This is a genomic window from Trinickia diaoshuihuensis, from assembly GCF_003390925.1.
GTDB classification, from domain to species: Bacteria; Pseudomonadota; Gammaproteobacteria; order Burkholderiales; family Burkholderiaceae; genus Trinickia; species Trinickia diaoshuihuensis.
The window spans coordinates 215,105-229,064 of the sequence record NZ_QUBS01000081.1; the positions used below are offsets into that span (position 1 = coordinate 215,105).

A 13,960-nucleotide genomic window follows, 5' to 3' on the forward strand; every position below is an offset into this window, starting at 1 on the left:
TCTTATGCGACGACTTCCTCCGCTAGCCAGTCTTCAGGTGTTCGAGGTGGTGGCGCGCCATCGCAGCTTCACGCGCGCCGCCGAGCACCTGTGTTTGACGCAGGGTGCCGTCAGCCGGCAAATCCTTGCGCTCGAAGAGCACTATCATTGTTCGCTCTTCGTGCGAGGAAGCAAAGGACTGACGCTGACGGTCGAGGGCGAGATCTTGCTGCCCGTCGTCAGGGAAAGTCTTGCGAGGATCGAGGAGGTATCGCTCCGATTGACCCGGCAACGGACGGACCTCGCGCTGAAGGTGCCCACTTGCGTCATGCGCTGGGTACTGCCCAAGGTTTTGCGCTTTCAGAGCGAACATCCTCAATTGCAGGTCAAAACGACGACGACTTGGCAGCATGACGTCGATTTCACGTCGGAGCCATTCGATGCGGCGATTATTTATGGATCGTCGCCCGGTACCGATGTGCATGCCATTGCGCTGTTCGAGGAGCAACTCATTCCCGTGTGCGTCCCCGAACTGCTGGAGGAGCGGCCGCTCGCGATGGTCGACGATTTGGCCGCTTGCACGCTGCTGCATCCGACACGGGACCATCGCGATTGGAAGTTATGGCTCGACCGAGCCGGCGCGACGCGCGTCGATCCTAACCTCGGGCTGAGCTTCGAAACGCTCGACCTGGCGACCAATGCGGCGATGCACAGGCTCGGCGTCGCCATCAGCGACAAGACGCTCGTCGGCGAAGACATTGCGGCCAAGCGGCTCGTCACGCCGTTCGAGACGGCCGTCGAAACGGGATTCCGCTATTACTTCGTCTATCCGGACAGCGTTGCCCACCAACCGAAGGTCGAGCTTTTTCGCGACTGGATCATGCAGCTTCGCGATAGCGGCTATCCGGAGTTCGCGGGGCCGTGAAGCGAAGCGCCGCGGGCCGATGCTGCTTTCCGCATGCGCCCGCTGCAGTTTATTCGTCGAATCAGCCACTTAGGCTACCAACCCGCAAGTTACCCACAACCTTGCTCACAAAATCTGGGGATAACCCGGGATGCGCAGAGGCATTGGCTTGCCCATGCCCGGTGGGCCGGGTGACGCGGCCGGCCTTGCCGCCTCGATACAACTCGATACATGCCGGAAACATGCGCGATACGTCCGGGGTTTGAAATTCGTCCTGGCTGCTTACCGCGCATGCATTGCGCGCCTCGAGCCCGGGCGAGGTCGTCTCTCTTCGATGGCCGGGCGCGCGCCCCATTCATTCCGGAGGGTTGAACAATGAGCAATCGAAAAACGTGGTTGATCACAGGATGTACAGGCGGGTTAGGGCGCGCACTGGCGCAGGCGGTGCTCGAACGCGGAGACCGGCTGATTGCCGCTGCGCGCGACGCGGCTCGTCTCGACGAGTTGGCGCAGGCGTACGGAGACCAGGTCCGTACGATCGCGCTCGACGTCACCGACGCCCGGGCGGCGCGTGATGCGGTTGCGTATGCGGTGACGGAATTCGGCTCGCTGGACGTGCTCGTCAACAACGCGGGGTACGCCGACGTAGCCTCGATCGAGGATATGACGGAGCAGTCGTTTCGCGATCAGATCGACGTCAACTTTTTCGGGGTCGTCAATCTGACGCGCGCGGTCTTGCCGGTCATGCGCGCCCAGTCCTCGGGCCGCATCATCCAAATTTCGTCGGTGGGCGGCCGTGTCGGCGGCCCCGGACTGAGCGCTTACCAGGCGGCCAAATGGGCCGTCGGCGGATTCTCGGAGGTCTTGGCGAAAGAAGTGCGCGGTTTCGGCATTCGCGTGACGATCGCGGAGCCTGGCGGCATGCGTACGCGTTGGGCGGGATCGTCGATGACGATCCCGGCTATCAGCGAGCCGTACAAGAGCGTGATCGAACCGGTCGCGCAGCGCATGCGCGAGGCGGACGGTAAGCAACCGGGCGATCCTAAGCGCATCGCCCGTGTCTTGCTCGACATAGCGGACTCCCCCACGCCGCCTTTGCGTCTGCTCTTGGGCAGCGACGCCATCGCCGTGGCGCGCGAAGCGGCGAGGGCGCGCGCGGACGAAGACGCCCTCTGGCGAGAGGTCGGCGAGTCGGTCTCGTACCTCCCGGGCGAAGCATAGTCCGCGGCAGCGCGGCGCACACCCCATACGAAGGGATGGGTGTGCCATCACAAGAGGCGATGAGGCTATCCCCTGAGCGGATATGGCCGGCGAGCGCTTCTCCTTAAGCTTCAAACATTGCCGGCGAGGTGAAACGCCGCTCGCCGGCGCGGGCACGCGCACAACATCGTGTTCACCACAATCGATCCATATTTGGAGAAATAAGCATGTCTGATGAAATCAACGCACGGCGCAGGCGCATGTTGGGTACCGGTATCGCCGGCATCGCGCTGCTGGGCTCGGGGCTGAGCGAAATCGTCAACGCTCAATCGTCGTCCGCGGCAACGGGCGTGGCAACGGGTGGGCGCGCCGCATCGTTCGGCGCATTGCGCCAAGTGCAGGCTAATGGGCTAAACATCGGCTATATCGAGGCGGGGGCGGCTGATGCGCCGCCGGTCATCTTGTTGCATGGGTGGCCCTACGACGTCTACAGTTTTGCCGAAGTCGCGCCGTTGCTCGTGTCGGCCGGCTATCGCGTACTTGTGCCCTACCTGCGCGGCTATGGCCCCACGCGGCTGATCTCCGAACATGCGCCCCGCAATGGTCAGCAAGCCGTGGTCGCTGTCGATGTCATCGCATTCATGGATGCTTTGGCGATCAAGCAGGCCGTCATCGGCGGATTCGATTGGGGCGCGCGTACGGCCGATATCGTCGCGGCGCTCTGGCCCGAGCGTTGCAAGGCGCTCGTCTCGGTCAGCGGCTACTTGATCGGTAGTCAAGAGGCGAACAAGAAGCCGCTGCCCCCGCAGGCTGAACTCGCGTGGTGGTATCAATTCTATTTCGCGACCGACCGCGGCGAAGCGGGCTATGCGGCAAACCGGTTCGAGTTCAACAAACTGATTTGGCGGTTGGCCTCGCCGCAATGGCGTTTCGACGACGCGACCTACGCGCGTTCGGCAGAGGCGTTCGACAATCCCGATCACGTGGCGATCGTCATCCACAACTATCGCTGGCGTCTGGGCCTCGCCCAGGGCGAGCCGCAATACGACGATTTGGAACAGAAGCTCGCGCGCTCACCCGATATTTCCGTGCCCACGATCACGCTGGAGGGCGACGCGAACGGCGCACCGCATCCGCAGCCCGCCGCCTACGCGAAGAAGTTCAAGGGCCCGTATCAGCATCGCAACGTCGGCGGCGGCATCGGCCACAACCTGCCGCAGGAAGCGCCGAAAGCCTTCGCCGATGCGATCGTGCAGGTTCAAAAACTCTAAAGGCCTAACGCATCCGCCGCTTGTAGACGCACGCGGCGGATGCTCGCTTAGGTGCTACGAGAGACCAAGCAGCGTTCGAATGCGCGCCTCGGTCTCGACGTAGTCGCCTTCGCCGAAGTGGCTGTAGACGAGGTTGCCCTTCTGATCGAGCAGATAGACGGCCGGCCAGTACTGGTTGCCGTACGCATTCCACGTTGCGTACTGATTGTCCTGAGCGACAGGGTAGGTGATGCCATAACGTTTGACCGCATCCGACAAGTTCTTGGTGTCGCGCTCGAACGGATATTCGGGAGTGTGTACGCCGACTACGACAAGCCCCTTATCGCGGTATTTCTCGTACCAACGTTCGACATGAGGCAGCGTATGCGCGCAGTTGATGCAATCGAACGTCCAGAAGTCGACTAACACCACTTTGCCGCGCAGTTGACCAAGGCTCTGGGGCGGGCCGTTGAGCCAATGGTCGATGCCGGTGAATTCGGGGGCGGGCGAGCCGCGGGCGATCGACGCGCCGGCCGGCGAGACATTGGTCGATGCATAGGCTACCAGGGCAGCCGCGGCGACGCCGGCGAACACAGTCGCGATCTTGATCCGTTTCATCATGGTTACACCTCCAAGGAGTGGGCTTCAGGTGTATTTGAGCGCGGTGACGTATTCGGCATTTGTCGGGATAAGCGGCATGCGAATCGCCGTGTGTCTGAGCATACGGCGGATACGTTCGGATACAAAGCTGCTTGCGATGCATTCGATTGCGCCCGGCATGTATCGGCATGTATCCGCGCCGGGTCCGGATACGCAACGTTGCGTATCGCCTGCTTTATGAAATCTCCCGCATACGTTAGGCGATTCAAATGGGCGGGTAGCCGAAGCGGCCGTGTCGATTTCCGGCACTTGGCCGGTGCAAACCGTCGATAAGCTTTAGGAGGTAGAGATGCTGCTCATCGTCATTGGGTTCCTGGGCGGGGTGCTGACCATTGCGAGCCCATGCATTTTGCCCGTCGTTCCGTTCGTGTTCGCACGCTCGGACCGGCCGTTCGCGACGAGCCGTTTGCCGCTGCTGATCGGCTTGGCGAGTACGTTCGCGTTGATCACCGGCATCGGTATCGCCGGGGTAAGCGGTGCCGCGCAATTGGATCACTACGGGCGGTACGTATCGTTGGCGTTGTTCGCGTTGTTCGGGGTATCGCTACTGTTCCCGGCACTGTCCGCACGTGTCTCGGGGCCGCTCACTCGGATCGGCAATCGCCTGCTTGCGTTGTCGGACGCCGGCAGCGAACGCCATCAGGTGTTCTCCGCGCTCGTGCTCGGCGCCGCGACAGGCATGCTGTGGGCGCCTTGCGCCGGCCCGATCCTCGGCGCGATTCTCGCGGGGGCCGCATTGCATGGGGCGAGCTGGCAAACGGCGACGGCGCTTTTCGCTTATGCCGCGGGAGCCGCTACGTCGCTCGCCGTCGTCTCGCTGGTTCAAAGCAACGTGCTCAAACGCGTACGGCGTATCGCAGGTGCGGGCGAGCCTTTGAAGCGTGCGACGGGCGTTCTCATCTTGACCGCCGTAGTGGCGATCGCGTTCGGATTCGACGGCATCGCGCTCGCTCACGTGCCCTCGGCACCGACCAACGGTATCGAAAGCAGGCTTGTCGGATGGCTCGCATCGAACGATTCGCGTGCTGCATCACGGGGCGCCGAACCCGAGGCCGGCTCACGTTCGCCGAAGCCTTTGCCGGTGGAGGGCCGATTGCCTTCGCTCGACGGTGCCGACGCATGGCTCAACTCACCGCCGATCGCGAGCGGCGATTTGCACGGCAAGGTGGTGCTCGTCAACTTTTGGACCTATTCGTGCATCAATTGCCTGCGTACGCTGCCCTATTTGAAGGCATGGGAGAGCCGCTATGCCCGCGATGGGCTCGTCGTGATCGGCGTGCATACGCCGGAGTTCGGTTTCGAGCACGACGTGGGCAACGTCAAGCGCGCGGCAGCCGATCTTTCTGTTCGCTATCCGATCGCGATCGACAACGGTTACCGGATTTGGCAAGCGTTCGGCAACCAATACTGGCCCGCGTTCTATCTCGCGGACGCGCAAGGCCGGATTCGGTACCACCACTTTGGAGAGGGCGAATACGACACGGCTGAGGACGCGATCCGGCAGTTGCTGGGGGAGGCGAAAGGCGCCGCGTCGGCGCCCCAGCGCGCGAAGCCTGATGCCGCCGGTGCCCTGGCTGCCGCCGATCAGGCCGATATCGGCTCCGGCGAAACGTATCTCGGCTATCGCGAGGCGACGGGGTTCGCGTCGCCCGAGGAGGTGCGGCAGGACACGGCTGCGACTTACTCTATTCCCCAGCGGCTTTCACTGAACACATGGGCGCTCGGCGGTCCTTGGAGCATCGGCGCCGAGGCCGCCTCGGCGAGCGGCGCGCATGCGCAAATCGCTTACCGGTTCCACGCTAGGGATCTGCATCTCGTGCTCGCACCGGCTACCGACGGCCGCCCGATCAGGTTTCGCATCGCCATCGACGGCCAGCCGCCCGGAGCGGCACATGGCAGCGATACGACCGCGGATGGTTACGGCACCGTTACCGCCGCCCGTTTGTACCAACTGGTGAGGCAGGGCGACCCCGTGCGGACGCATACGTTCACCATCGAGTTTTTCGACCCGGGTGTCCACGCTTATACGTTCACGTTCGGTTAGCCGTATCGACCGGACGTGGCCGAGCTTGAACATTCCGCGCTTTTTCAACGCTTTTTACAACGCTTGAGGTACGAAGATCATGTTCAAATTTTTCAATCGTCTGTTTGGCGCGCTGCTGATGGCCGGCATGACCGCGGCGGTGCCGGCGGCGCACGCCGAAGCAGCTCACGAAACCGGCACTACGACGGTCGTGCTGACGCATGGCGCGTTTGCCGACGGCTCCAGTTGGAGCCGCGTGATCCCGCTTCTCGAGGCGAAGGGCTTGCATGTCGTCGCCGTGCAAAATCCGCTGAGCTCGTTGAACGATGACGTTGCCGCGACCAAACGCGTCATCGAGCAGCAGACGGGACCCGTCGTGCTCGTCGGGCATTCATGGGCCGGCGTCGTGATCAGCGAAGCGGGCAACGACGACAAAGTCAAGGCACTCGTTTACGTATCCGCGTTCGCACCGGACGCGAATCAATCGATTGCCGACTTGATCAAGGACTTGCCGCCGGCGCCATGGAGCAAGGAGTTGCATAAGGATAGCGCGGGCTTTTTGACGCTCTCGGACCGAGCGATCCATCGATACTTCGCCCCTGACTTGGCGCCAAGCGAACAGGCGGTCGTCGCCGCGACGCAAGGTCCTTGGTATGTGGGCTGTATCGACGAAAAGGTGACTCGCCCTGCTTGGCGCGACCGGCCTTCGTACTTCGTCGTCAGCACGCAGGACCAGATGATCGATCCCGCTTTGCAAGAGCGCATGGCCAAGGATATCGGCGCTACGATTACGCGTGTTCGCGGCAGCCATGTGGCGCTCGTCAGCCATCCGCAAGCCGTGGCGAACGCGATCATCGAAGCCGCGGCGCACGTGCGGCAGTAAGCCCGATAGAAGCGATTCGCATTTGGAGGGGGCATGACTCTGGCAAGCCGGTGCCGATATCGAAGCGCGCGGTATGCCCATCGTGGCCGTCTATCCCGACAGTGAACGCGAGCGAACGCAAAAAAGCTCGTGAGATTCGCCTTAAAAAACGAACCGCTTTTGCTAAACTCGGAAACACCCGGCAAGCAAAAGCACCCTGCTTTCTTTCGACTCGCCTTTCGCGTTAAGACTCGATGGCCAAAACTGAGATCGTCTCGCCGATAGCATCGGCTGCCCACTCTGCCTCCGGCGTCGTCTATGTCGTGGACGACGACGATCAAATGCGCGGTGCGCTCGTGAGTTTGCTTCGCTCGATCGACCTCGAGGTCAAGGCGTTCGGGTCGGCGGAGCAGTTTCTGGCTGCGCCCAAGGGACCTCGGCCGGCTTGCCTCGTACTCGACGTGCGATTGCGCGGACAAAGCGGGCTGGCGCTTCAAAAGTCCCTGCTCGAGCAGGAATGCGCCGCCATGCCCATCGTCTTCATGACGGGGCATGGCGACATTGCGATGACGGTCGAGGCGATGAAGGCGGGGGCGATGGATTTCTTGACGAAACCATTTCGCGAGCAAGACATGATCGATGCGGTGCGTAGCGCATTGGACCGCGATGCTCGGCATTTTGCCGAGGATAGCTCGCTGATCGAAGTGCGTGAGCGGTGGGCCTCGCTGACCCCGCGTGAACGCGAGGTGCTGACGCACGTCGCGGCCGGGCTGCTCAACAAGCAAATCGCGGCCGAGATGGGGATTGCCGAAGTCACCGTAAAGATCCACCGCGGCCAAGCCATGCGCAAAATGAACGTGCGGTCGGTAGCGGATCTCGTGCGCCGGACCGAGGCACTCGGTGTGAAAATCGTCGGCGGTCGGTAAAACTCGTTCGTGGCGTGTGTATAGCGCCGGAGCGCCGTGGCCGGCGCCTGCTTAAGGCGCCGCAAGAGGCAAGACGATCGTTGCGCGCGTGCCGCCCTCGCGGCGCGGCGTCAACTCGAGTTGCCCGCGATGTGCTTGTACGATCGACTTGCAGATAGCGAGGCCCATGCCCATGCCGTGCGGCTTCGTCGTGAAGAGCGGTTCGAAGATGCGCTGCGCCAGCAGTGGGTCCACGCCGTGGCCGTTGTCGTCGATATGAATGCAGACGTGCTCTTCGCCGCGATCGCAGCTCAGCACGAGCATACGCTCGCTTTCCGGTATGGCGTGCATCGATTCGGCCGCATTCATGAGCAGACCGATGACGGCCTGTTGCAATTGAATGCGCTCCCCGCTTACGGGAAACGAGCCCGATAAGCCTCGCAGACGTAAATCGACGTTCATCGCGTCGAGCGTGCATGCCACGATTTCGGCGGCCTCGCGTAGCACCTCCGCGAGATCGAGTGCGACGAATTCCGGCGCTGCTTGCCGCGCTCTGGCGCGCAAGGCGCCGATGATCGTGCGCGCGCGCATTGCGCATGCGCAGATGTGGGCAAGCATCTCGCGGGCAGCGTCGATATTGGGCGTGCTTCGGTTCAGCCATTTGAGGCCGGCGCGGGCGGAAGTGTCGAGCGCGCTGACGGGTTGCGCTACTTCATGCACGATCGATGCCGCCAACTCTCCGTAAGACTTGAGCCGGCTTGCGCGATCGAGTGCGGAAAGCGTCTCTCGCATATGGGCTTGCTGGAGATCGAGCGCTTCGTGAAGACGCGCGTTATCCAATGCGAATCCGGCTTGCAAAGCGATGATTTCGAGCAGCGCGATGTGTGCGGACGTGAAGGCGCCGGGCAACTCGCGGTGCTCCAAATACAAAGCACCCGTCAACGTGCCGTCGAACCGAATCGGCAGACAAGTCAGCGAACGTGGCTTGAATCGACGCACGTAAACGTCCGTATGCCAATGCTTTGAGCCGTAGGCATCCTGCAGCGTGAGGCCGTTGCGAAGCCGCACGGCAACAGTCAGGATCGAGACCGGCAGTCTTTTACGCGGCGCCTGCCGATGGGACCTATTCGACGAGCGAGATATTTCCCTGCTGACCGCCGCTTCCCATCCGTCCTCGCGCAACAGTGCGATGAACCCGCCGGTCGCTCGCGTGCTATCGATCGCGGCGTCGAGCAGTTTTTCGATCCGTTTGGCAGGCACGCGTTCGCTGGCCACCGTACGCGAGACCCGGCGCAGCGCGCCGACGTCGAGTCCCGGCAACGAGGGGCGCGCAAACGCTTCGAGGGGCGGGGCCACAGCGAAAGCCGCATCGCTCGTGACCGTGTGCGACGGCCAACCACGCAGCGCCGCGCAAGCGCCGTAGGAATTGTCGGGTTCGTTGTCCATGGGTCATCTCCCGCTTGGCGAGGGTGCTCTCGGTGAACGTGATTTTGCGTTTCATGTAGTGAGTACTCCACAAACGAACGTTAGCACACTCCATTTTGAAATGAAAAGATTGTCTTTGTATGCGGACCAAGAAGGACGGCTGCTTGCGTGCGATAGTGATCGACATGCCTTTGAAAATTAACAAAAAATTATGAATGTTGTTGATTCGATGTGGGTCGTGTATCATCATTCATTCATGTAGCGCTCACTGTATGAAATTTTTCGCCGCGGGCGCGAAGCTTAATTTTTAGGATGGGTGGTGTGGGTTGACGCCTGCCATGGGAGCGGTATGAACCAAGCGGCAAAGAGGAAGACCGTGCGCGGAACGGGGGTGCGTGAGGCCGCGGCGCAAGAAACGCGAGAGAAGATTCTGCGCGCGGCGACGAAAGTCTTCGCACGCTTCGGCTATGAAGGCGGCAGCGTCGAAAAGATCTCCAGTCTGGCGAAGTCGTACGACCGGATGATCTACTACTACTACGGCAGCAAGGAAGGCCTCTTCGTGGCGGTGCTGGAGGGCATCTATCGGCGCATGGACGAGGCGGAAAGCAAAGTCGCCCTTGATCCCACGGTGCCCGTCGAAGCGCTCAAGACGGTCATTCGCTTCAAGTTGGACTACTATTGGCGCAACCCCGATTTCATGACGTTGCTCAACACGGAGAACCTGCACAAAGGACGGCACGTGTCGAAGCTCGAGCGAAAGGGAGAGTATTCCTCGCATGCGGTGCGCAGCATCGCGAAGATTCTCGAGAACGGCGTCGAGCAAGGGTTGTTTCGCAAAGACCTCAACGCGCGCGACGTGTTTTTGTTGATTGCATCGACGGCGTATTTCTATACGTCGAACCGTTATACGCTATCGGTATTTTTGGGCGAGGAACTCGGTGCGCCCGAAGCCGTGCGGCATTGGGAGTCGTTCGTGATCGACAGCGTGCTGCGCGTGGTTCGCGCGGATCCGCCGTCGCACGCCTAGCGCCCCCTTAGCCCCGTCGTCCGTCGTTTCGATGAAGGCGCACGCCACCCGCAATGAACTATCTTCGCGCTCGTACCGTAGAGGAAGCGCTCGCTAGGCTCGGCGCTCATCCGCGGCCCCGTATCGTCTGCGGGGCCACCGATGTATTTGCGGATGCGACGCTCGTGCCGTCACGATTCGAATGGCTCGATATCAGCCGGCTCGATGCGCTGCGCCGTATCGAGCGAGGCGACGGCATGGTCAGCGTCGGCGCAGCGTGTAACTGGGAGGCGATCGCCGGCACCCCCTGGTTGCCCGCTTCGCTGACGCAGGCTGCCGGTTACGTCGGTTCGCGGCAAATTCGGATTCAGGGCACCGTCGGCGGCAACATCTGTCATGCCTCGCCGGTCGCGGACGGCGTTCCCGCGCTGCTCTCGCTGGACGCTCAAGTCGAACTCGCCAGTCTGCGCGGCGTGCGCCGATTGCCGTTGGCTGATTTCGTTTTAGGCAGTGGCCGCACGGCGCTGCATGCGGACGAACTGCTCACTGCCGTATTGTTCGCACTGCCGCGCACGCAAGACCGCACTGCTTTCGTCAAATGTTCGAATCGCGATGGTCCGGCCATCGCCGTCGTGTCGGCCGCCGTTCATCTACGCCTATGTGCACGCGGCACCGTGCGGGCGGCGGCGGTCGCCGTCGGCGGCGCATCCGAGGTTGCGGTTCGCATGCGTGCCGTCGAAGCAGCGCTATTGGAGCGGCGTTGCGGCGATGCGATAGACGCGCTCGCCCTGGCCTCGTTCGATGAACTGGCTCCGATCGACGATTGTCGCGGTACGCCCGCGCATCGGCTTCATCTTGCGCGCGTGGCGGTGATGCGCGCGCTCGCACATTGCATCGAGGACTCGGCGCATGGCGCATCCATTGCTTGAAGAGTCAGCTCACGTCGACAAGGAAGCGGCAATGGCGAGCGCGAGCGAAGCGCCGGCCGGGGCGCATGACGCGTTCGAATTGAACGGGGTGCGCGAGCGTCTACCGGCGGACCCATCGCAGCGTTTGATCGACTACTTGCGGGCGGGTTTGCGTCGCTTCGGGACCAAAGAGGGCTGCCGGCAGGGCGATTGCGGAAGCTGTACCGTGCTCGTCGATGGCGAAGCGCGATACGCTTGCCTCATTCCGTTGGCGCAAGTCGCGGGGCGCCGCGTGGTGACGGTCGAAGGCCTCGCGCAGGGCACGCGATGCGGCAGCCGTCTACAGCATGCGTTTTTGGCGCATCAGGCGGTGCAGTGCGGCTTCTGTATTCCGGGCATGCTTACAGCCGCGGCCGCGGCAATCGATGCCGGCCGGGTCACCGGGCGCGACAGTGCGCGGGCGGCGATCGACGGGGTGCTATGCCGATGCACGGGCTATCAAAAGATCGTCGATGCCGTGACCGAGGTGGCTTGCGGCCGCACGCAGACGCAATGCATAGCGGCGCCGCGCGAAGGGCCGTCGGTCGGCGTGCCGCTTACGCGACTCGATGGGCCGCAAAAAGTCGACGGCAGCCAGCGCTTCGGCGCCGATGCCTACCCGGCCGATAGCTTGTTCCTGCGTGCCGTTCGTTGCCCGCATCATCGCGCGCGTTTCACGTTCGGGGATATTGATGCGTTCGTCGCGGCTCACCCCGGTATTCGATGCGTCTTGACATATGCCGATGTACCCGGCGTGAACATGCACGGCGTGGCAACCCCATATGCCGATCAACCCGTATTGCCGGAACTCGAGGCGCGGCACTATCTGGAGGCCGTGGCCCTTGTCGTCGGCGAACGCGAGGCTGTGGCGGCGCTCGACATGACTCGCTTCCCCGTTACGTGGGAGCAGCGCGAAGCCGTATTCGCGGTTGACGAGGCGGCGCGGGCTGGGAGTCCACTGTTGCATGACCATCGTCCGGGCAATCTGTTGATCGAGGGTTTGGTGCGCAGAGGCGACACTGTGGACGCCATCGAGCGCGCGCGGTACGTCGTGCATTCCACCTTCGAATCGAGTTTCGTCGAACATGCCTATTTGGAGCCCGAAGCGGGATGGGCCCGGCGTGTGGGCGATACTGTCGAGATCCATTCTTCGACGCAGGCACCGCATCCGCACCGAGCCGACCTAGCTCGCATCCTCGGGCTCGCGCCGGAACAGGTTCGCGTCGTGGCGACGGCGGTCGGCGGCGGTTTCGGCGGCAAGCTCGATATGACGGTGCAGCCGTTGCTGGCTATCGCGGCTTGGCATCTCGACCAGCCTGTCGCGATGGCGCTGTCGCGGGAAGAGTCGATGGCGACGTCGACCAAGCGTCATCCCGGGCGCATGGTCTCGAGTATGGCCGCCGATGCGGGCGGACGGCTCTGCGCATTGACGTTCGAAGGTGACTTCAATACTGGGGCATACGCTTCCTGGGGTACGGCCGTCGCGAATCGGGTCCCTGTTCACGCCGGCGGACCTTATAGGATCGAACATTATTTCGCTCGTGCGCGCGCGATCCATACGCATATCACGCCGGCGGGGGCGTTTCGAGGGTTCGGCGTCCCGCAAACGACGATGTCGCAGGAGCAACTCGTCGATGAGTTAGCGCGCGAGGCCGGTTTCGATCCGCTCGAGTTTCGCGCGATGAATGCGTTGCGTCCAGGCGATACGCTGCCGACGGGGCAGATACTCGACGACAGCGTGGGCCTCGTCGCTTGCCTGGATGCGCTGCGTCCCAGATGGGGCGACATGCGCGAGCGCATTGCTGCGCTGAACGAAGCAGCGCCTAGGCACGTCCGCCATGGCGTAGGCCTGGCTGCATTCTTTTACGGCTGCGGCAACACGGCGCTGCCCAACCCTTCAACGGTGCGTTTCGGCATTTGCGCCGACGGGGCGATCGTCTTGCATCAAGGCGCGGTGGACGCCGGGCAAGGCGCGAACACGGTCATTCCGCAGATTGCAGCCGATGCGCTCGGCGTACCGGTGGACTGCCTCCGGTTCGAGGGACCGGATACGTTCGTAACACCCGATTGCGGGCGGACGTCGGCCTCGCGCCAGACATTCATTACGGGCCGTGCGGCGTTTTTGGCGGGCAGCACGCTGCGCCTTCGATTGCTCACGCATGCGGGCGCGGCGGCCGATGCGCGGATTGAGCCGAAGCCGGGCGGCATCGCCATTGACGGCCGTTTAGTCGATCTGCGATCGCTGCCGGTGGACGAACACGGTTATGTGCTTGCCGCGGAGGAAAGCTTCGATCCGCCTACCACCTCGCTCGATGCGGCGGGGCAGGGCAGCCCTTATGCCACCTATGCATTCGGCGCTCAGATCGCGCACGTCGTGGTCGATTGCGAGAGCGGGCGCGTCCGTGTGCTCGAGGTTGTTGCCGCACATGACGTCGGCAAAGCGGTGAATCCGACGCTGCTGGAGGGGCAAGTGCAAGGCGCCGTCGCGCAGGGCGTCGGTATGGCTTTGATGGAACAGTACCATCCCGGCCGGTATAACAATCTGCACGACTATTTGATTCCGACGGTGCATGACGTGCCGCGGGTGCAGTCGATTTTCGTGGAGGCCCCCACGTCGATCGGTCCATACGGGGCCAAAGGGATCGGCGAGCCGGCCCTCGTTCCGACGGCGGCCGCGATCTTAAACGCCATTTTCGACGCCGTGGGTGTCCGCATCCGGCAAGCACCGGCCACGCCCGATGTCGTTTTGCGGGCCATGGCCGAGCGCGGCGATGCTTGCCGCCGTTGACTGCTTCGCAT

Annotated in this window: 11 protein-coding genes; 9 read left to right on the forward strand and 2 right to left on the reverse strand. The window is 62.8% G+C overall.

Annotated features, from left to right (window positions below; all coding sequences use genetic code 11):
• Positions 1 to 4 precede the first annotated feature (4 nt).
• From DXT59_RS19290 to DXT59_RS19300, 3 genes are all read left to right on the forward strand, one after another.
• Positions 5 to 904 carry a LysR substrate-binding domain-containing protein gene (locus tag DXT59_RS19290; RefSeq protein ID WP_116138465.1) on the forward strand — a complete coding sequence of 300 codons (900 nt, stop codon included), beginning with the start codon at positions 5 to 7 and terminating at the stop codon, positions 902 to 904.
• 354 nt (positions 905 to 1,258) lie between these two features.
• Positions 1,259 to 2,104: an oxidoreductase gene (locus DXT59_RS19295; protein ID WP_116138466.1), complete on the forward strand. Its 846-nt coding sequence runs from the start codon at positions 1,259 to 1,261 to the stop codon at positions 2,102 to 2,104.
• A 206-nt stretch (positions 2,105 to 2,310) separates the two neighbouring features.
• The gene (locus DXT59_RS19300; RefSeq protein WP_116138467.1) at positions 2,311 to 3,354 is read left to right on the forward strand and encodes an alpha/beta fold hydrolase; all 1,044 of its coding nucleotides are present in this window, start codon (positions 2,311 to 2,313) and stop codon (positions 3,352 to 3,354) included.
• A gap of 54 nt (positions 3,355 to 3,408) precedes the next feature.
• On the opposite strand, the gene DXT59_RS19305 is transcribed toward DXT59_RS19300, so the two are convergent.
• Positions 3,409 to 3,954 (reverse strand): thioredoxin family protein, encoded by a 546-nt coding sequence (locus DXT59_RS19305; protein ID WP_116138468.1) that lies wholly within the window; start codon positions 3,952 to 3,954, stop codon positions 3,409 to 3,411.
• Between the two features lie 328 nt (positions 3,955 to 4,282).
• Here DXT59_RS19305 and DXT59_RS19310 point away from each other — a divergent pair, with 328 nt between their 5' ends.
• From DXT59_RS19310 to DXT59_RS19320, 3 genes are all read left to right on the forward strand, one after another.
• Positions 4,283 to 6,037 carry a cytochrome c biogenesis protein DipZ gene (locus tag DXT59_RS19310; protein ID WP_116138469.1) on the forward strand — a complete coding sequence of 585 codons (1,755 nt, stop codon included), beginning with the start codon at positions 4,283 to 4,285 and terminating at the stop codon, positions 6,035 to 6,037.
• Positions 6,038 to 6,116: 79 nt separating this feature from the next.
• Complete coding sequence (locus DXT59_RS19315) at positions 6,117 to 6,899, forward strand: alpha/beta fold hydrolase (protein ID WP_116138470.1); 783 nt, start codon at positions 6,117 to 6,119, stop codon at positions 6,897 to 6,899.
• Positions 6,900 to 7,132: 233 nt separating this feature from the next.
• Positions 7,133 to 7,804, forward strand: coding sequence for a response regulator transcription factor (locus tag DXT59_RS19320; protein WP_116138471.1), 672 nt, complete (start codon positions 7,133 to 7,135; stop codon positions 7,802 to 7,804).
• Positions 7,805 to 7,855: 51 nt separating this feature from the next.
• Here the strand turns inward: DXT59_RS19320 and DXT59_RS19325 are convergent, their stop codons facing one another.
• A complete protein-coding gene (locus DXT59_RS19325) occupies positions 7,856 to 9,229 on the reverse strand; it encodes a sensor histidine kinase (RefSeq protein WP_116138472.1) in 1,374 nt (457 codons plus the stop codon).
• A 328-nt stretch (positions 9,230 to 9,557) separates the two neighbouring features.
• Here DXT59_RS19325 and DXT59_RS19330 point away from each other — a divergent pair, with 328 nt between their 5' ends.
• The 3 genes from DXT59_RS19330 to DXT59_RS19340 are packed head-to-tail and all read left to right on the forward strand — an operon-like array spanning position 9,558 to position 13,949.
• Positions 9,558 to 10,235, forward strand: coding sequence for a TetR/AcrR family transcriptional regulator (locus tag DXT59_RS19330; RefSeq protein ID WP_116138473.1), 678 nt, complete (start codon positions 9,558 to 9,560; stop codon positions 10,233 to 10,235).
• A gap of 53 nt (positions 10,236 to 10,288) precedes the next feature.
• Positions 10,289 to 11,143, forward strand: a complete 855-nt coding sequence (locus DXT59_RS19335) for an FAD binding domain-containing protein (protein WP_116138474.1) — start codon at positions 10,289 to 10,291, stop codon at positions 11,141 to 11,143.
• Positions 11,124 to 13,949 (forward strand): molybdopterin-dependent oxidoreductase, encoded by a 2,826-nt coding sequence (locus DXT59_RS19340; RefSeq protein WP_116138475.1) that lies wholly within the window; start codon positions 11,124 to 11,126, stop codon positions 13,947 to 13,949. The genes DXT59_RS19335 and DXT59_RS19340 overlap by 20 nt, the downstream gene beginning before the upstream one ends.
• The last annotated feature ends 11 nt before the right edge of the window (positions 13,950 to 13,960 follow it).